Raw genomic sequence first — 19,455 nt, forward strand, 5'->3', positions numbered from 1 at the left:
TATCTTTGGCACAAGGTGCCAAACTCCGGCCGAGCATTTGAGCTTCGCGCGCCCTGCACCGGCGTCGAATTGGCAGTACTTGCAACGACAAAGGCCGCTCACCCCCGATGGTTGGGATGAGCGGCCTTTGTCGTGAGCCGTGACGGCGCGGAGCTACCGGTGACAGGACGAGCGAGTGAGCAGTCCGCCCAACACGACTCCGGCCAGTGCGAAGCCTGCGCCGGCTGCGGCGGCCAGCAGTGTGCCGCGGACGGACTGCGCGGCGACGGGTGCACCGGCACTCACAGCGCGCCCGGCCGCGACGGGCAGGGCAGTGGGGGTGGTGCCGGAATCGCTGGCTGATACCTCCGCGGGCGCAGCAGCGGCCTCCGGCACCCCGTTGGCGATGACGCCGTCGAGGCCGTTGAAGAACACCCCGGCCATCTTCTTGGCGACACCGGTGATCATGCGCTGACCGACACCGCCGACCATGCCGCCGACCACGGCGTCGGCGTCGTAGCTGAGCATCGTGCCGCCGCCTTCGGTGGGCTCGAGCTTGATGGTGACGTCGGCGCGCACCGTGCCCGGTGCGCCGGCACCGGAGGCGGTCATGACGAACGACTCGGGCCGATTCTGTTGCGAGAGGACCACTTCACCGTCGTAGGTGCCCTTGATGGCTGCGACGCCTGCGGTGATCGAGAGCTTGTAGTGATCGTCGCTCAACTGCTCGAGCGACTGCACTCCGGGGATGGTCGCGGCCAGTACCCGGCCGTCCTGCATGCTGTCGTACACCTCGGCGGGAGGTGCGGCCAGCGTGGCGGTTCCTGCGATTCTCATGAAATCTCCTCGGTTGTCTGAGCGACCGCGTGGGTCAGCCGCAGCTCGTACAGGTCGGACGGTGAAATGGGCATGGAGGTGATCGAAAAGCCCTCGGCGTCTTCGACAGCGGCCGCGATGACGGCGCTGGTGGGGATGACGCCGGCTTCGCCGGCACCCTTCATTCCCAACGGATTGAGCCCGGACGGGGTGACGGTGTGGTCCATCTCGATGGTCTCGGGAACTTCGGTGACGAACGGCATCAGGAAGTCCATGAACGAGGCGTTCAGTAGTTGCCCGTGCTCGTCGTAGGCGATCTTCTCGTACAACGCGCCGCCGATTCCCTGGGCGACGCCGCCGTGAATCTGGCCCTCGACGATCCGGGGGTTGATGACGTTGCCGCAGTCGTGCACCACCGCGTAGCGCTCGACGTGGATCTCGGCCGTCACCGGATCGGTCTCGACGATCGCCGCGTGGATGCCCGACGCGAACGTCGAGCGCGGGGGAGAGTAGTAACCGGTGGCTTCGAGGCCCGGCTGTTCGCCCTCCGGCACCGGCGGGATCGTCATGTCGGTGTCCATCTTCGCGAACCCGGTGGCCTGCCTCGACTCCTTGTCGAAGGCATAGCGCAGCGGATTGGACAGTACGGCAACGACACCGAGGGAGATGGACGTGCCCTCTGCTCCGGGTTCGGTGCCGATCTTGCAGACGTAGCCCCCGCGCAATTCGAGCTCGACGGGGTCGAGATCGAGGGCACGCCCGGCGATGACCTTCGCTTTCTCGGCGACCATCTGCGCGGCCACGTGGAACGCCGAACCGGACATCACCGCACCACGGGAGGCGAATGTGCCGACGGCATAACCGAATCGACGAGTATCGCCGGTGGTGATCTCGACGTCGGCGATGGAGACACCCAGGTCATCGGCGACGATCTGCGCGAACGTCGTCTGATGGCCCTGGCCCTGCGTCGTCAAGCCCGTTGCGCCCTTGATCTTTCCCGAGTTCTCGATGAGCACGTGCGCGCCCTCGTACGGCCCCGGGCCGGTGCCCTCGACGTAGGCACCGACACCGATACCGACGGTGCGGCCCTGCGCGGCTGCCTGCTTCTTGTATTCGGGGAAGCCGTCCCAGTCGATCAGCGCCTTGAGCTTGTCGATGCCGGCCTGGTAATCGCCGGTGTCGTAGATCAACGGTCGACCGTCCTGGAACATCAAACCGAAGTCGTAGGGCATCTCCTCGGGCCTGATGAGATTCTTCTCGCGTACCTCGAGTCGGTCCTTGCCCAGGTACTGGGCGATGGCGTCCATGGACCGTTCCATGGCGAACACACCCTGTGGGCGGCCCGCTCCTCGATACGGAATGACGATGACGGTGTTGGTGTACAGCGAATAACCGTTGCAGCGGAACGAGACCGGCTTGTAGGGCCCGAGCACCTGCGTCGCGGTGTTGATCAGCACGATGATGCCGTACGGCAGGTATGCACCATTGTCGTGCCAGACGGTGAAGTCGAAGGCCAGCAGCCGTCCCTCGTCGTCGAAACCGAGGGTGACCTCTTGGACCTGTGCACGTTCGTGCGCACTCGAGATGAAGTGCTCGCGGCGGTCCTCGACCCACTTGACCTCGTTGGAGATACCGGCGCGACCGAGCTGTCGGGCTGCCCACGTCACCATCACCTCCTCCGGCCACGGGTGCATGATCTTCACGCCGAAGCCGCCACCGACGTCCGGGGCGATGCAGTGAATCTTGTTCATCGCCATGCCGAGTCGCGCCGCGACGGCCGCGCGCACCGACGTGGAGGTCTGCGTGGACGACCAGAAGGTCAGCGTCTCCTCGTCACTGTCCCAGCGCGCGTAGACGCCTTTGCCCTCCATCGGCATTGCCGCTGAACGCTCGATGTTCAGGTCGAGGGTGATGCGGTGTGGTGCAGCGGCAAGTTCGGCGTCGATGTCTCCGAAACCGTGTTGCAGGTGCGCGGCCACGTTGTCCGGCACGTCGTCGTGTACTCGGCGAGCCGCGACGCGCGCGGTGTCGATGCCGACCACCGGTTCGAGGATGTCGTAGCGGACGTCGATGACCGCGCAGGCGTCTTCGGCCACGTAGCGATTCGTTGCGATGACCATGACGATGGCCTCACCGACGTGGTTGACCTCGTCCTTGGCGAGCGGGAAGCCGTTGCGTGGAGCCACGATTGCCGGATGGGGGATCAGCAGCGGCAGCCCTTCGGCCATCTCGGCCGAGTCCGCTTCGAGATCGTCGTAGGTGTAGACCGCATGCACGCCCGGCATGGCCAGTGCGTCGTCGATGTCGATGGCGGTGATGCGTGCATGTGCGTGTGGGGAGCGCACGAAGGCGGCGATCAGCGCGCCGTGACCGAGGTCGTCGAGATACTTGCCCTTGCCGCTGAGCAGGCGTTCGTCCTCCGACCGCGACAGCGGCTGGCCGAAAAGGGGAGCGGTGTTGGTGGGAGTGTGCGGCGGTGCGGTGCGCGTGGTGCTCATGCTCGGCCCATCCGTCCGCCGACGGGACTGGTGGATCCGCGTACCTTGCGGTCGAGTGCGGCACGACTCGACTCGTCGTCGGGACCGAGCGGAAACTCGCCCGCCCGCTCACGTTTGATCTCGGCGGCGCGCAGCACCGAAGCCTTGATGTTCTGATAGCCCGTGCACCGGCAGATGTTGCCGGCGATGGCCTCGGTGGCCTCCTCCTGCGTCGGCGAATCGTTTTCGTCGAGGAACGCGGCGATGGTTGTGACGAATCCCGGTGTGCAGAAACCGCACTGCAGACCGTGGCAGTCCTTGAAGGCCTGCTGCACGGGATGCAGAGTGCCGTCCGGCTCGACGAGGCCCTCCACCGTGGTGACGGTCTGGCCTTCTAGGCTGGCGGCGAGCATCAGGCAGGCCCGGACGGGCTTGCCGTCGAGAAGCACGGTGCACGCGCCACACACGCCGTGCTCACATCCGACGTGGGTGCCGGTCTGACGAAGGTCGTGGCGGATGGCGTCCGACGCGAGGGTGCGGGCCGGGACGACGATCGTCTGCTTGGTCGCGTTGAGGATGAACGTCACCTGTACGTGTTGTTCACCGGTCTCCGCCATCAGATCGTCCAACTGCTGTTCGATATCTGTTGTCTTCATCAGTGGTTCACTCCGGAATCGGCGTGCTGCGGGTGAGCGGACTTCGACGACGCGCCGTCGACTGCGGCGGCCATCACCACCCGTGCGGTCAGTGCTGCGACGAGTTGGGATCGGTATGCCGCGGTGGCATGAATATCGGACTCGGTCGCGACGCGTCGACGTGCGTCCTCGGACAACGCGTTCCACTTCGGATCACGTGCGTCGGACACCGCGGCCCCACCGATGACGTCGGTGTAGTCGACGACCTCGCCGAATTCTCCGGCGGACACATAGGTGACGTGCGCGGTGCGTACTGCGTTGTCGGCAACGGTGACGCGGGCCGCGACTCCGACGAGCGCGTAGTCGCCGTGTCGGCGGGCAACCTCGTCGATGGCCGTGCCCTCGCCGGACTTGGCGGCTGGAACCGTTGCGGCGATCGCGATCTCGTCGGTTTCGAGCGAGGACTCCAGCGGCCCGAGGAACAGATCTTTCGCCGCGATCTCTCGGCGGCCGCGGACGGACTGCACCGTGACCGAACCGTCGAGCAACCGGATGACCGCGGGCATCTCGGCCGACGGGTCGGCATGCACGATGGATCCGACGGTGGTCCCACGGTTCCGGATGGTCGCGTGGGCCACCAGCTGCAGTGCCCGTCCGAGCAACGGCTGCGTCCGGGCGGCAGCCCGGTTCGACGCGAGCGACGCGTGCGTGGCCAGGGCCGCGAACGTGACGCCCGACTGGGTCGACCCGGTGATGTCGTCGAGACCGTCGATACCGGTGATGTCGATCAGGTTCCCGGGAGCGGCCAGGCGCATCGACAGCATCGGAATCAGGGACTGACCGCCGGCCAGCACCTTGCCGTCGACCTCGGCCAGGATGCGGCACGCCTCCTCGATCGACCGCGGCCGATGGTATTTCAATGGAGAAGGTTTCATATCCCGATCCTGCCTGCCTGTGCCTGGAAGTGTTTCGTCAAGAGGTGACAAACGTCACGCCCCAGTGTTGCAATCGCTCGTTACCGCAACGGCTTCAGGGTGTCGACCTCGCCGACAACCCCGTCTCCGTCGCTGTCGTCGGAACGTGCTGTGGTAGAGGAGGATCGATGCCGAGGCGACGCGTCGACCGGTGTCTTCATGTGGGCCGGTGCAATGCGAGCGCACAGGTGGTAGAGCCCTATGACGACGATCGTGCCGAGGGAGATACCGCTCAACGAGAACGAATCGCTGAAGACGAGCGAGGTGTCGCCGATCGCGATGATCAGCCCCGCGGCAACCGGCATCATGTTGAGCGGGTTGCCGAAGTCGACACCGTTCTCGCGCCAGATCTTGGCACCCAGCAGACCGATCATGCCGTAGAGGACGACGGTGATACCGCCGAGTACGCCGCCGGGAGTGGCCGAGATCAGCGCGCCGAACTTCGGCGAGAATCCGAGGATCATCGCGATGATTCCGGCCGCCGTGTATGCCGCCGTCGAATAGACCTTGGTCGCCGCCATGACGCCGATGTTCTCGGCGTAGGTCGTCGTCGGTGAGCCACCGACCGAGCTGGCCATGACCGTTGCGATGCCGTCGGCAGCGAGTGCCCGGCCCATCATCGGGTCGAGATCGTCACCGGTCATTTCCGCGACAGCCTTGACGTGGCCTGCGTTCTCGGCGATCAGAGCGATGACACCCGGGAGGACGAGCACGATGAAGGCGAGACTGAACGACGGTGCGTGAATGCCGACGATGCCGTTGGCCTCGTCGCTGAACGGCGGGAGCCCGAACCACTGCGACGCCTCGACACCCGACCAGTTGACGCGGAAGTGCTCGGTGACCTCGCCGGCCGTGGCGTCGTAGGACGTGATGGGTCCGGATACGAGGTCGAGGATCCAGGACAGCGCGTACCCGAACACCAGCGACAGCAGAATCGCGATCCGTCCGAGGAACCCGCGCAACGCCACGCTCATGACGATGAGCACGAACATCACTGCGAGAGCGACCCATTGGTCCTGTGGCCAGTAGGTGCTGGCGACGACAGGCGCGAGATTGAAGCCGATCAACATGACCACCGCACCGGTGACAACCGGGGGCAGCACCCGCACCACGACGCCGCCGCCCATGAAGTGGATGGCGAGTCCGGCGAGAGCCAGGACGAGACCCGATACCAGGATGGCGCCGGTGACCTCGGCCGACGTTCCACCCTGCGCTCGGATGGCGGCGACGCCGCCGACGAACACCGCGGACGTGCCGAGGTAGCTGGGGATGCGGCCCTTGACCATGAGCAGGAAGAAGATGGTGCAGAAGCCCGACATCAGAATGGCGAGTTGAGGATTGAGCCCCATGATGATGGGGAAGACGAACGTGGCCCCGAACATCGACACCACATGTTGGCCGCCGAGACTGATGGTGCGGCCCCAGTTCAACCGTTCGTTCGGCGCGACGACGTCACCCGGTCGAACATTCTTTCCGTCTCCGTGAATCTTCCAGATAGGCATGTCGAGCCTTTCTCCAACGTATCGAACCGGGGTGGTTCGCGGGATGGGTAAAGCATTGTCCTGCAACGTTACTGACGCATTTCCGAATCGCTACGAGCGCAATCTGCCAAGCGCTCGATGGCGGGTCCGTCACATGTGGTGGTCGGTTCCGCGCATGGCCATGATTTTCAGCGCAAGGGAGAGATCCAGGCGTAGATCGGCGCGATCGGTGAAGGGGCCCAGTATCTTTTCGAGTTTCGTTATTCGGTATCGCAAGGTGTTGTAGTGAAAGTGCAGTGCCCGAGCGGTTTCGGCGATGTTGATGTTGGTGGCCAGCAACGTTTCCAGGGTTCTGCGCATGTCGCGTGCCTCGTCGTCGTGCCCGGCGAGGTCGTGCAGGGTTTCCCGGGTGAACGATTCGAGCTCGTCGACGTTGTCCACCAGGCTCAGTAGTCGGAACACGCCGAGTTCGTCGAACGTGGTGACGGCCCAGTCCCCGGATACCTGACGGCCGACCTTCAACGCGGTACGCGCCTGGCCGTACCTGCTGGGGATGTCGGCCACCGTGGTGCACGGACGCGAGATCCCGACCGTGAACGGTTGCCGACCACCGCCGCCGTCTCCGTGCACTCGTTCGACGATCTCGTGCACGTCCGCGACCGTCGTGGGACGTCCGCCCATGATGATGACGGTCTCGGTGCCGAGGGCGGCGATGGCGTCCTGCGGATCTCGTTGTGCCAGAGCCCCTGCGAAAGCCGACATCTGCCGATCGACGAGTGGCCTGCGGCCGGGCGTCGGTTGGTCGTCGAGGTGTGGGATCGGTTCGATCGCGACGATCACCACCGGCCTGCCGAGATCCCAGCCGAAGCGTCGTGCATGCGCCACCGCGTGTGCGTGCTCGCCGCCTCGGCCCAGGAGAAGATCGCGCAGAAAATTCGATCGGTGTTTCTCCTCGACTGCCGACAGCGCGAGATCGCGAGTGACGACCATCGCCAACACGCCCGCGGCCGCGTCGGCAGTGTGCAGGTCCGATTCCGTCAGAGGGCGACGTGAGGAGAACAGGACGATGCGTCCATGGTCGATTCCGTTGGCAGTGATGGCGCATACCGCGATCGAATTGCCCTGTTGCGAACGGAGACCGAGGCCGCCGTCGACGGAGTCGGTGCGCAGTCTTCCGGTGGGATCGAGGGCGGTGCTGGCGCGGAGGGCGGACAGTTCGTCGTCACTGCCTGCCGAGGCAAGTTCGCGTCCGTCCACCGTGGTGATCGACACTGCCACATCGCATTCGACCGAGGTTGCGAATGCCAGTTGTGCCACCCCGCCGCCGGCGAGTGTGATGTCGGTCAGTGCCCGGCGCAGACGCTCGGACCGAAACATCGCTCGTGCCTGCGTCTTTGCGTTGTCGCGTAGGCCCGCGGTGAGATCGTGCCCGGGGTCGAGTTCGCCGCAGACCTGAACCAGCGGCAAGCCCAGTGTCTCGGCACTCACGCCGACGCAGTCCGGAACGGCGATGTCGTCGTCCACCCGCACCAGAATTCCGGCAACGCCGAGGGAATGGGCTCGGGACAGCAGCGCGTCCGTCGGCTCCGTCAGGTGCGTGAGGGCCTCGCTCGTCGTGGACAACAGGTCGCCCGGTCGAATCCAGAACCGAATGCCGGCGGGGTCGTCGACATGATTGATTCTGCGTACCGGCCGGCCGAGGCCGGCGCGGCCGGCGAGCAACGTGGCGTGCGCCAGCAGGTTCGAGCCCAGGACGGTCTCGACGGTATGCGGTACCTCCGTGGTGGGCGAGCGTCGCTCGTCGTGCAGTGTCAGCACCTGACGGCCGATCGAACGGGTGATGTCGCGTCGATCTCGGCAGCAGCATCGCGGTGGATCGGCCCACTGAGACTTCGCAATTCGAGTCCAGTCGTCTGCCGTGAGACCTTGAGGATCTCGGCCACGATGGATATCGCCGTTTCCGGTGGAGTGGAAGCACCGAGATCCAGCCCGATGGGGGAATGCAACCGAGCCAGCTCGCTCTCGGTCACCCCGCGCTCGCCGAGCAGTTCCACCCGGCGGCGGTGGGTAGATCGACTGCCCAGCGCGCCCACGTAGGCGGCACCACTGCGCAGCGCAACCTCGAGCAGCGGAATGTCGAACTTCTCGTCATGGGTGAGAACGGTGACGACGGTGCGCTCGTCCACCGGCGCAGTAGCGAGGAACGTGTGCGGCCACGCCACCACGACGTCGTGCGCGTCGGGGAATCGTGCTCGGGTGGCGAACACCGGGCGGGCGTCGACGACGGTGACGGCGAAGCCGGCGAACGTGCCCAGGCGGCACATCGCGGCGGCGAAATCGATGGCACCGAACACGTACATCCGCGGCGGTGGCCCGAACAACTCGACCATGACGGACCGCGCGCCGTCGTCGGCGATGCGAATGTCCAAGCCGGACTCGCCGCGGTGCAGTCGGTCGAGAACGGCGAGACTCACGCTCGAACCGTCGGACTCGATGTCGGTGAGTCCGTCGGGATCGACGGTTGCCTCCGTTCCCAGAACCGCCAGCCGTGTCGGGGCCCCGGTGGTGAGGTCGGTGAGCACGGCCACCGGCTCGCCGCTCGAGACCAGACGAGCGACGTCTTCGAGTGCCGCGCACGCGTCGCTGTCGATGAGACGAACGAACACCTCGATGGTGCCGCCGCACGTGAGGCCGACGCCGATCGCGTCGTCGTCCGCTACCCGGTAGGTCTCGCTCCTGGCCATGCCGTCGGCGAGGACGTCGTTCGCCAGCTCGTACAGGGCACCTTCGATGCAGCCGCCGGAAACGCTGCCGACGACCTGACCGGACGTAGCCACTGCCATGGCCGCACCCGCGGGGCGCGGCGACGACTGCCACGTACGTACCACCGTGCCCAGGGCGAACGGCTCACGTTCGCGCAGCCACGGGGCCACGTCGTCGAGAATGTCGCGCATGCCGCCGCCTTTCGACCGGATGAGTGATGCCCATCACGCTAGTTGCTGGCGCGGGCCGACCATGAAACATATTTCGACCAAATCGACAGCGGGTCGTTGTAAGAACCTGCCGTCGCGGTACGGATGGACGGACCGCGCGGGCTACGTCAGAGCGGCGGCGACGGCAAGAGCGTGATGCTCGTGCCACGGCTTGGCGATGATCTGTACACCGATCGGCAGACCGCTGCTGGAGGTGGCAACGGGAATCACCACCGAGGGCACCCCGAGGATGCTGATCGCTCGGCTGCTCGCCAGCGCCTGCGACCACGACAGAGCTGCACCGTCGACCTCGAAGCTCGTCTCACCGAGCGGCGGAGCGAGAATCGATGCGACGGGAAGTATCAGGACGTCGCCCATCGTGGACACCAGCTGGTGCTGCATCTCGGCGCGTCGAGCCCACAGTGCCTCGACGTCTGCGGCCGTGGTGGTTCGGACGGCAGCAAGGATGGCCCGGATGTTGGCGCTGAACTCGGCGGGGCCGTATTGCTCGATGTCCGTTTGGGTTTCGCAGGCCCGCATCTGTGTGAACAGCTCATGAGCTTCGCGTAGTGCGGTGCCCTCGTACGGCGTCACCGATCCGACGAACGGCTCTGTGCGCAGAGCTGCGGCCTCGACGGCAGCGCGGATCTCCGCATCGACCGGAATCGTGCCTTCTCCTGTGGCCCAACGAATATCGAGCTCGCGGAGGTTCACGCTCGCAGGGTCGGTCCAGGCGTATTGCGGCGACGACAGCACGCGCAGCAACAGGATCACGTCGTCGAGAGTGCGGGCCATGGGTCCGATGGTCTGCACGGTGCCGTGCATGGTCGCCGGATTCGTCAGCACTCGGTTGTCGCTCATGACACCGGGATACTGCCCCTCGGAGTCGATTCGGCCCGGTGTCGGCCTGATCGAGCACAGACCGGTGCAGTGCGCGGGCCACCGCACCGAACCACCGAAATCGGTGCCCAGTCCCACCACGCTCATGCCCGACGCGATGGCCGCCGACTCACCGCCACTGCTCCCGCCCGGTGACAGCTTCGTGTCGGCGGGAGAGAGCGGGTTGACGGTGTAGCCGAACAGGTCGTTGTGTGTGAGTCCGCTGGCACCGAACTCCGGTGTGTTGGTCTTACCGATCAGGATTGCGCCCTCGGCGCGCATCCGAGCAACGGCGGGAGCGTCGACGCGTGGGACGTTGTCCGCGAGCGCATGTGAGCCCGCCGTGGTGCGAACTCCGGCGGTGGCGATCAGGTCCTTGACCGTGAACGGCACTCCGGCGAGGTCGCCGACCCGCTCGCCGCGGGCGATGCGGGCATCGATTCCGTCGGCTGCCAGCAGTGCCGATTCGGCTGCGACGGTGACGATCGCATTCAGCTCGGTGTTGATTCGGCCGATGTGTTCGAGGTGCTGCTCGGTCACCTCGCGCGCGGACACGGTGCCGGCCTGCACTGCAGCCGCGAGTGCGTTGGCGTCGGTTCCGATCGAATTGCCCTCAGGCACTAGTTGTCTCCTCGGGTGGTGTCACAGCCCCTTCATCTCCGCGACCCGCAGCGCCAGCGCTACATCCAAGCGCAGAATCGGATCGGTGGTGAACGGGCCGACGATGGACTCCAGCTTGCCGATTCGGTAGCGGAGTGTGTTGTAGTGGAAATGCAAGACGCGAGCGGTCTCTGCCACGTTGCAGTTGGTGTCCAGCAGCGCCTGCAACGTCTGGCGCAGGTCGACGGCATCGGCGTCGTCGCCCGCAAGTGAGCCCAACACCTCGGTTGCGAAGGCCTGCAGCTCGGCTCCGTCGGTGACCAGTGACAGCAGTCGATGCACGCCGAGGCCGTCGAAATGCGCTACCGATCCGTTTCCGCGCATACGGCGTCCTACGACGACTGCTTTGCGGGCTTGATCGTAGGCGCGCGGAATGTCGGCAACGGAGTCGATGACGCGGCTCACGCCCGCGCCGAACGAGTTTCGTCCGCCGCCCTTGTCTCCGGCGACGGAGGCGATCAGATCCTCGACGACGTCCCGTTCGGTGCCGGGTTCGGCCGGCATCAGCGTGACGACCTCGTTGCTGAACCCGACGACGGGAGCCCGTCGATCGCGCCTGCGCACCACCTGCTGCCACGCCGCGGTCAGCCGCTCCTGTGGCAGGCGGCCGGACACGGCCGGCTTCACCGAGTTGCTCACGGCATCCTCGGCGATTTCGTCCAATTGGGCAACGATGACGACCATGCTCCGGTCCACGTCCCAGTCGAGCTGGGCGCAGTACTCGATGATCTGTTCGGGGGATTCGGTTGCGCCGTTGAGGACGTCCCGCAGGAAGTCGCCGCGAAACTTGGACTCGACTGCAGAGACCGCGAGCTTCTTGATGACCGCCAACGCCACGACGGTGGCCGCGCGTTCGAGGGACTGCATCGTGACGGGACCGAGTCGCTCGGCGGCCGCCACAGCCACGATCAGTCCGTGGTCGGTGCCGCCCGCGATGATCGGTGCGACGGCAATGCGGTGCCCGCTGTCGCCCGGTACCGGTTGCAGGCCTTCGTTGAGTCGTTCGGTGAGCAGACGACCGGACGGGTCGAACAGGGGCATCTCTTCCAGGGCCGCAAGATCTACGTCTGCTCCTGCTGTGGCCTGGACTCGACCGTCCGGAGTGCAGATGAGCACCGAGGCCTCGAAGAGCGTGGCGACCTCATCGGCGATCTGCGGTAGATCGCCGCCTTCGAGCACGATCGAGGTCAGTGCTCGATGCATGCGATCGGCGATATCCAACGCCCACGCCTGCCGGTCGACGAGGTGTGTGAACACCTCGGAGATGACCTCGTCGAAGCCGACATCCCGGCGAATGAGGAAGAGCGGCAGGCCGAGTCGATCTGCTGCCTCGATCATCGCAGCGGGCACGTCGCCGAAGTAGCGTCCTTCCTTGACTCCGAGCGCTGCCGCGCCGCGTTCGGCGAGTCCTTCGACCAGCTCCACCAGGGCACCGGCACCGAACGGGCGGCCCGAATCTGCATGCCGCAGTGGGAAACCCGTCGTCAGCAGCAGTTCGTTCGGTTTCACCCACGGCAGGATGTCGGGTACTTCGATGACGTTGACGCGTCGAACCACGTTCTCGAGTCCCTGCTCGCCCGCAACAAGAGTGGACCCGGAGAGGCTGGGAAGTGCAAGCAATTCTGCGACGGTGAGCGCGTAACTCGCCGACGCCGGGAAGTCTCGTACTCGTGGCCGAAGCGCACCGACCATGTCATCCATTGTTCAACAATACTGTGTTGCGCATGTCGCGACGGCGGGGGATCAGCCGACGTGCAGTGCCGGCGGGAGTACGCGTTCGACCCACCGCGAGGCCTGCTCGTAGGCGTAGGCGAGCTGCAGAACCGCCCGGTCGGCACCGTGCCTGCCGATGATCTGGACCCCCATCGGCAGACCGCGATCGTCGAACCCGACCGGGACGGCGGCGGCAGGAACGCCGGTCATCGTCCAGGGCACCACCGTTTCCATCCACCGGTGATAGGTGTCCATGGGTCGACCCGCGATGGACTGCGGCCAGTGTTGGTCCTTGTCGAACGGGAACACCTGCGCGGTGGGCGCGAGAACGAAGTCGTAGGTCTCGAACAATGTCGTCAGTGCGCTCTGCCAGTCGTTGCGAGCCTGCGCTGCCTTGGTGACATCGAGTGCGGTCAATGCGACGGCATGCTCCATCTCCCACAGCATTTCGGGCTTCATCAGCTCCCTCGTGCGCGGGTTCTCGTACAGATCGGCCATCCCGAGCTGCGCCCACCACCGCCACGTCAGGAACGAGTCCCAGATTTTCGCCGGGTCGTACGACGGCACGGTGCTCTCCACTGCGCAGCCGAGGTCCTCGAAGACGGTGAACGACGACTCGCACAGATCGAGTACACCGGGTTCGGTAGCCAGGTGACCGTTCCAGTCTCCGACCCACGCGATGCGGGCACCGCGGAAGCTGCGTTCGAGAGTGCGTGTGAAGATCTCCGGGTCCTCGTCGATTCCGAGGGGCGCGTTGGCATCCGGGCCCGCCATCGTCGACAGCAGATGTGCGACGTCGGTGACCGATCGGCCCATCGGTCCGGCGACCGCGCCCTGTGCGATGAAGCCGGGCTCGGGAATGCGTCCCCACGACGGGCGAAAGCCGACCACATTGTTGAAGGCTGCGGGGTTGCGCAGCGATCCCATGTAGTCGGTGCCGTCGGCGACGGGCAGCATGCGCAGGGCCAATGCTGCCGCCGCACCTCCGCTGCTTCCGCCTGCAGTGCGCGAGGTGTCGTAGGGCGAGACGGTGGTTCCGTACACCGGGTTGTACGTCTGAGATCCGAACCCGAATTCCGGTGTGTTGGTCTTGCCGATGACGATGGCACCGGCCGCTTTCACGCGGGCGACGAACAGATCGTCCGCGTCGGCGATGCGATCGGCGAAGATCGGTGACCCCGATGTGAACGGTAGCCCTCGGGCTGCGGACAGGTCCTTCACCGCATGGGGAAATCCGTGCATCCACCCGAGATACTGTCCGTCCGAGAGCTGTCGATCTCGCTCGCGTGCCTCGTCCATCAGCTCGTCGCGATCACGCAGGGCAACAATGGCATTGACCGTCGGATTGTGTGCCTCGATGTGGTCGAGGTACGCCGTCATGGTCTCGACGCACGAGACCTCGCGGCGCTTGATCTTGCCGCTGAGCTCGACCGCGTCGGACATGAGAAGTTCGGCAGCGGGTCCGACGGTGGTTGCCATGGTGGTTCCTTCGTTCGAGAGAGACGCAGAAGCGGGGAGGGCCGGACGCCGCGCGAACCCGAGAATGTCGGGTTCGCGCGGCGCTGTTCGATATCGAAACCGGTGTTATCCGAGGTCGACGATCGCGGCGACGGGTCCGCCGCCTTCGGGGCCCTGGTGCGCTGCCGAGACCGAGACGAAGACCGCTGGGTCGCCGGTCACTGCTGCGGTGACGCCGCCGACGCACGCCTTGATCTGGCGGTGCCAGTGGACGTCGGAATCGTCGAGCATGGCGTTGCGCCGTCCACGGACCGTACCGTCCTGGCTTGCTTCGCATTTGAGGAAGACGTTGACGAGCTTGCCGCCCAGATCCTTCGTGTGCGGCCGCTCGGGAAGTTCGAGACCGGCATCCTTGATCGCGTTCCAGATGCCGTCCTGATCGAGCGCGTCGTTCATCACGCTGTGTCCGATGCGGTACCGGCCGCCGATTCCGCGAGTGTTACCCACGACGACGATCTGCGCACGGTCCAACTCGACGCCCGAGGAGCACGAGGCCACCGAGGAGTACAGCTCACGACTGTGCATGACGTCCTCGTCGGTCGGCATATCGATCTCACCGAGTGCGACAGCGATACCGAGAGCGGTGCCGCCGTTGGACAGATCCATCGACTCGTGGGTCTGCTCGGTCCAGACGGTCTTGCCGCGGCTCTTGGCGTCACGGATGGTGTGGATCGTCAGCAGCGGGGTCTTGGTCTGCACGTAGTGCACGTCTGCGGGATCGGTGATGCCGGCGTTGGCCATCGCATCCTTGACTGCCGCAGCCACTTTGGTGATCATCGCAGTGCGGCCGATGTCCTCGGGCATCAACTGCTCGCTCATCGCGACGCCGACCGTCAGTCGCGGCTCCTCGGTCTGCACTGCCTTGTCCGACGGTACGGTCGCGAAAATGGTGGCGTGGGGGCTGATGACTCCGTCGGTGCCACCGGACCAGACGATCGGAACCTCGCCGACATCGTGTGCGCTTCGAGTTCCTTTTGCGGACAACACTTCGCGGAATGCTCGGTCGGCGATGATGCGGGTGTAGTCGTTGACTCCGCCGTTGCCTTCGGTCTTACCGATGACTGCAATGACCCGGTCGGCGTCGAGCACCCCGTCGTCGATGAGCTTCGCCAGCTCGCTGGCATCGGACACGTTGTGGAGCGGGACCTTGCGGACCTCGATTGCGTCGGGCACTGAAATCTCCTTCATCGGGATCTGTGGGTACTGCAGAGTCGGCCGGCGTTCGCGCGGCGGGGGCTCGCCCCACGAACGTTATCGACCGTTGGACCGGGGGTGCACTGGCAAGCTTTGCCCAATCAGCGCACTTTTTTGGTTATCGGACATCCCCAGGTAGCGGTAGCGCTGCAGCCGGGAGGTCGCCAGTGCGGCAGGGTCGGCAGCGAGGAGTACGGCCAACTCGTGTTCGAGCACGGTACCGAGCCGAGACAGGAACGCCGCAGGTTCGTCGGAGGCATCCGGCCGTTCGGCCACGATCCGGTCGATGACACCGTTACGGAGCAGGTCCAGGCTGCGCACTCCCTGCTCTTCTGCCATCTCGGCTGCGCGGTCGGTGGTGTGGAACTTGATCGCCGATGCACCCTCCGGCGGCAGTGGCGACAGCCAACCGTGCTGGGCACACAGCACCCGATCGGCGGGGAGCAGTGCGAGTGCGCCACCGCCGGCTCCCTGGCCGAGCAGCAGGCAGATTGTCGGTGCCTTCAGTGTCGTGAGTTCGACCAAGCAGCGGGCGATCTCGCCCGCGAGGCCACCTTCTTCGGCCTCCTTGCTCAACGCGGCACCGGCAGTGTCGATGACTGTGACAAGGGGGAGTTGCAGCTCTTCCGCCAAACGCATTCCGCGTCGTGCTTCCCGGAGGCCGGCGGGACCCAACGGCTGATCGGCGAAAGTGCGGTCCTGGCCGAGAAGTACACACGCCGAGGCCCCGAACTTGGCAAGGGCCAGAAACAATCCGGGCTCGATCTCACCGGCTCCGGTGCCCTGCAACGTCGTTACCGTGTTCGCGGCCGATCGCACGAGGTGGCGTACTCCCGGCCGTTCCGGTCGTCGAGAACGACGGATGGATTCCCATGCAGGCACATCGTCGAGGTGCTCCAACGGGATGTTCGGAACCGGCGGAGGTGGCTCGTGTGGCGCACACAGGACGGCGAGCGCCGAAATGGCAACCTCACGGAGTTGCTCGGGAGGGACCACCGCGTCGACCAGGCCACGGGCGGCGAGGTTTTCGGCTGTCTGCACTCCCTCGGGAAACTTCTCCCCGTACAGCGCCTGGTACACGCGAGGACCGAGAAAGCCCAGGAGCGCACCCGGTTCGGCCGCAGTGACGTGGCCGAGTGAGCCCCACGAGGCAAGTGCTCCACCGGTCGTGGGATGACGGAGGTAGACGGCGTAGGCGAGACCCGCCGACTTGTGTGCAGCGATAGCCGCCGAGATCTTGACCATCTGCAAGAAGGCGACCGTGCCCTCCTGCATCCGTGTTCCGCCGGAGGTCGGCGACGCCAGCAGCGGAAGCTGTTCTGCCGTCGCCCTTTCGACGGCCTGTACCAATCGTTCGGCGGCCGCAGTTCCGATGGAGCCGGCGAGAAATCCGAACTCGCACAGGACGAGTGCCACCCGGCGCCCCGCGAGGGTGGCTTCGCCGGTCAACACCGACTCGTCGCAGCCGCTCGTTTCACGGGCCGCGGCCAGCTCGTCGAGATAGCCCTGATCCGCCGGTCCGTGCACCCCGATCGGGGGAAGCGGGTCGGTGTCCCACCGGACGAAACTGCCGGCGTCGACGACCATCTCGACGAGTTCGAGTGCACCGAGCCGGGCCGGCGCGCCGGTGCGGGTCATGGCGTCGTCTCGAGCCAGGTGCGGATCGAGTCGCCGTGCTGGTCGAGGGTCGGCGGGGCTGCGTGCGTCGTGCGCATCGCGGCACCCTCGCAATCCTCGTCCATACGCAGCGGCGGGCCGGGCAACGTGATGGTGCCCAGGGCGGAATGGTCCACGTCGATCATCAGTCCTTGCGACCGGGTCTGTTCCCAGGTGTAGACCTCGGCCAGATCGCGGACGCGTCCGGCCGGTATGCCGAGCTCACCGAGTAGTCCGAGAAGTTTGTCGGTCGGCCAGTCCGCGAAAACGGCATCGACAGCTGCGATGACGGCCTCTCTGTCGTCGACCCGTTGGGGGTTGGTGGCCCACTCCGGACGGTCCAATCCGAATGCGGGAGCGAAGCGTTGCCACAATCCCTCGCTGCCCACGGCAATCTGAACCAGCCCCTCGGACGAGTGGAACAGACCGTACGGGCAGATCGACGGGTGATGTCCGCCGGTGGGGCGGGGCACTTCGCCGGCCACGGTGTAGCGAGTGCCTTGGAATGCGTGCACCCCGACGATGGAGGCCAGCAGGCTGGTACGCACGACGCGGCCGCGTCCGGTGGTGTTGCGCTCGTGCAGTGCGGCCACGACGCCGTACGCGCCGTTCATTCCGGCGAGCAGATCGCCGATGGGAACGCCGACCCGAGTGGGCTCGTCCTTCGACGGCCCGGTGAGCGACATCAATCCTGCTTCACCCTGGGCGATCTGGTCGTAGCCGGGGCGGGTGCCTTCCGGGCCGTCGTGGCCGAAGCCGGTGATCGACAGGATCACCAGACGCGGGTTCAGCTCGTGCAATGCCTCCATGCTGTAGCCGAGGCGAGCGAGAACGCCGGGACGAAAGTTCTCGACGAGCACGTCGGCGCGGCGGATCAATGCGGTGAGCGTTTCTCGGCCGTCGACAGCTTTCAGGTCCAGTGCGATGGACTCCTTGTTGCGATTGCACGAGAGGAAGTACGTCGAGTGCCGATCGCCCTCGTCGTCGGCGACGAAGGGCGGCCCCCAGCTTCGCGTGTCGTCACCGCCGCTGGGTGACTCGACCTTGATCACTCGCGCGCCGAGGTCCCCGAGCATCATCGCGGCATGGGGTCCGGCGAGTGCCCGCGAGAGATCGACGACCAGGCAGTCGGAGAGCGGTCCGACCGTCATCGGATTGCGTTCCGAGACAGGGGAGCGATGTCGGTGTCGAAGTCGAATCGATCGTTGCGAAGCGTCATGCGTCCGAGTCAACGTGCCGGTCGCGGCCCCGTCGTGGGCAAAAGTTGCCGACGCTGAGGGGTCGCTTTCGGACAGTTCGAGTGAGCGCGAGCCGTGTGGACGGATGGCCGACGAGGGGCCCATAATCTGCGACCATGGATACCCACGTAGTCGACCATCCCTTGACCGCAGCGCTTTTGACGACGATGCGCGACGTCCACAGTGACAACGCGACCTTCCGTTCGGCGCTGCGGCAGCTGACACACACCTTGGTGTACGAGGCTTTGCGTGACGCCCCGGTGGACACCTTCGAGGTCGACACCCCGGTTGCCCGCACTACCGGTGTTCGGTTGGCGAACCCACCTCTGTTGGTTCCTGTTCTCCGGGCAGGGCTGGGCATGGTGGAGCAGGCGAGTGCGCTCATTCCGCGATCCGGTGTGGGATTCATCGGCATGGCACGAGACGAGAAGACACTGCAGCCGGTGCCGTACCTCGAGTCTCTCCCCGCAGATCTCGCCGGCACGCCGGTGTTCGTTCTCGACCCGATGTTGGCGACAGGCGGGTCCATGACCGCGACGATCGACTTGCTCGTCGCTCGCGGGGCAACCGACGTGGTCGTCGTGTGCGTCGTCGTCACACCCGAAGGCCTTGCAGCGCTGGAGAAGTCAGGACACCCCGTCCGCGTGGTGTGTGCCGCCGTCGACGATGAGCTCAACGATCAGGGCATCATCGTGCCCGGACTGGGGGATGCGGGAGACCGTCAATTCGGGCCTCGGTGACGAGCCGGCGCAGAGGAGTCGTCGAGGTCAGTGCTCTCGTATCGAAACACCATGTCGTTTCCCGTGCGGGTCAGTCAATCGGGAAGGGGTCTTCCCTGGTAGTCATCGGCTGCATCGAACTCTCGTAGCTCGAATGCTTGAATCATGTCGGATCCAGCGGCGGCACAAACGATCCGGCGCGCGTAAGCAGTGCGATATCGCACCCCAGAGCATCCGCGACCGCGACCACGCTGTCGAGCTGCACTGTGTTCTTTCCTCCTTCGAGTGCTTGAACGGTGGAACGACCCACCCCGGCGAGCAACGCCAACTCGGCTTGGGTCATGCGCAACTGATGGCGACGCGCGACGAACGTTGCGGCCAGTTCTCACGAGTGCTCACGGGCTCGTCGTCGCGGTTCCGCCATCATCGCTCCTTTTGCTTGCCCTGGCATGCATGTTGGAACTTAGCCGAAGGTTCTGCCGACAATGAGCCCCTATGCCTGCTCTAGCAGGCAGAAAGTGTGGAAACGTCGTCTCGCAGGAGA

15 protein-coding genes are annotated in these 19,455 nt (G+C 65.6%); 1 reads left to right on the forward strand and 14 read right to left on the reverse strand.

Annotation, left to right across the window (positions count from 1 at the left end):
• Positions 1-153: 153 nt before the first annotated feature.
• From CH266_RS02405 to CH266_RS02465, 13 genes are all read right to left on the reverse strand, one after another.
• A complete protein-coding gene (locus tag CH266_RS02405; protein WP_032384873.1) occupies positions 154-816 on the reverse strand; it encodes an SRPBCC family protein in 663 nt (220 codons plus the stop codon).
• Positions 813-3,293, reverse strand: a complete 2,481-nt coding sequence (gene cutA, locus CH266_RS02410) for an aerobic carbon-monoxide dehydrogenase large subunit (protein ID WP_094714604.1) — start codon at positions 3,291-3,293, stop codon at positions 813-815. Before cutA ends, CH266_RS02405 begins: the two co-directional genes overlap by 4 nt.
• Positions 3,290-3,928: a (2Fe-2S)-binding protein gene (locus CH266_RS02415; protein WP_094714605.1), complete on the reverse strand. Its 639-nt coding sequence runs from the start codon at positions 3,926-3,928 to the stop codon at positions 3,290-3,292. Before CH266_RS02415 ends, cutA begins: the two co-directional genes overlap by 4 nt.
• Entirely contained in the window at positions 3,928-4,842 is a 915-nt protein-coding gene (locus CH266_RS02420; RefSeq protein ID WP_094714606.1) for an FAD binding domain-containing protein, read from the reverse strand. Before CH266_RS02420 ends, CH266_RS02415 begins: the two co-directional genes overlap by 1 nt.
• An 80-nt stretch (positions 4,843-4,922) precedes the next feature.
• On the reverse strand, positions 4,923-6,383 hold the full coding sequence (locus CH266_RS02425) for a uracil-xanthine permease family protein (RefSeq protein WP_052056437.1): 1,461 nt from the start codon (positions 6,381-6,383) through the stop codon (positions 4,923-4,925).
• 129 nt (positions 6,384-6,512) lie between these two features.
• Positions 6,513-8,180: a helix-turn-helix domain-containing protein gene (locus CH266_RS02430; RefSeq protein WP_094714607.1), complete on the reverse strand. Its 1,668-nt coding sequence runs from the start codon at positions 8,178-8,180 to the stop codon at positions 6,513-6,515.
• Positions 8,174-9,316 carry an XdhC family protein gene (locus CH266_RS02435; RefSeq protein WP_094714608.1) on the reverse strand — a complete coding sequence of 381 codons (1,143 nt, stop codon included), beginning with the start codon at positions 9,314-9,316 and terminating at the stop codon, positions 8,174-8,176. Before CH266_RS02435 ends, CH266_RS02430 begins: the two co-directional genes overlap by 7 nt.
• Positions 9,317-9,457: 141 nt before the next feature.
• Complete coding sequence (locus tag CH266_RS02440; RefSeq protein ID WP_094714609.1) at positions 9,458-10,834, reverse strand: amidase; 1,377 nt, start codon at positions 10,832-10,834, stop codon at positions 9,458-9,460.
• 21 nt (positions 10,835-10,855) lie between these two features.
• Positions 10,856-12,574: a PucR family transcriptional regulator gene (locus CH266_RS02445; RefSeq protein WP_094714610.1), complete on the reverse strand. Its 1,719-nt coding sequence runs from the start codon at positions 12,572-12,574 to the stop codon at positions 10,856-10,858.
• A 42-nt stretch (positions 12,575-12,616) separates the two neighbouring features.
• The gene (locus CH266_RS02450) at positions 12,617-14,065 is read right to left on the reverse strand and encodes an amidase (protein WP_094714611.1); all 1,449 of its coding nucleotides are present in this window, start codon (positions 14,063-14,065) and stop codon (positions 12,617-12,619) included.
• Between the two features lie 105 nt (positions 14,066-14,170).
• A complete protein-coding gene (locus CH266_RS02455) occupies positions 14,171-15,277 on the reverse strand; it encodes a ring-opening amidohydrolase (protein ID WP_032375321.1) in 1,107 nt (368 codons plus the stop codon).
• A 78-nt stretch (positions 15,278-15,355) separates the two neighbouring features.
• Positions 15,356-16,936 (reverse strand): carboxyl transferase domain-containing protein, encoded by a 1,581-nt coding sequence (locus CH266_RS02460; protein WP_094714612.1) that lies wholly within the window; start codon positions 16,934-16,936, stop codon positions 15,356-15,358.
• Positions 16,933-18,105 carry a CaiB/BaiF CoA transferase family protein gene (locus CH266_RS02465; RefSeq protein WP_032393163.1) on the reverse strand — a complete coding sequence of 391 codons (1,173 nt, stop codon included), beginning with the start codon at positions 18,103-18,105 and terminating at the stop codon, positions 16,933-16,935. The genes CH266_RS02460 and CH266_RS02465 overlap by 4 nt, the downstream gene beginning before the upstream one ends.
• Before the next feature lie 203 nt (positions 18,106-18,308).
• Here CH266_RS02465 and upp point away from each other — a divergent pair, with 203 nt between their 5' ends.
• Entirely contained in the window at positions 18,309-18,932 is a 624-nt protein-coding gene (gene upp, locus CH266_RS02470; protein ID WP_027497743.1) for a uracil phosphoribosyltransferase, read from the forward strand.
• A gap of 142 nt (positions 18,933-19,074) precedes the next feature.
• Here the strand turns inward: upp and CH266_RS02475 are convergent, their stop codons facing one another.
• On the reverse strand, positions 19,075-19,293 hold the full coding sequence (locus CH266_RS02475) for a helix-turn-helix domain-containing protein (protein ID WP_255175822.1): 219 nt from the start codon (positions 19,291-19,293) through the stop codon (positions 19,075-19,077).
• Between the last annotated feature and the right edge of the window lie 162 nt (positions 19,294-19,455).

The organism is Rhodococcus sp. 06-1474-1B (assembly GCF_002258885.1).
Classification (GTDB): domain Bacteria; phylum Actinomycetota; class Actinomycetes; order Mycobacteriales; family Mycobacteriaceae; genus Rhodococcoides; species Rhodococcoides fascians.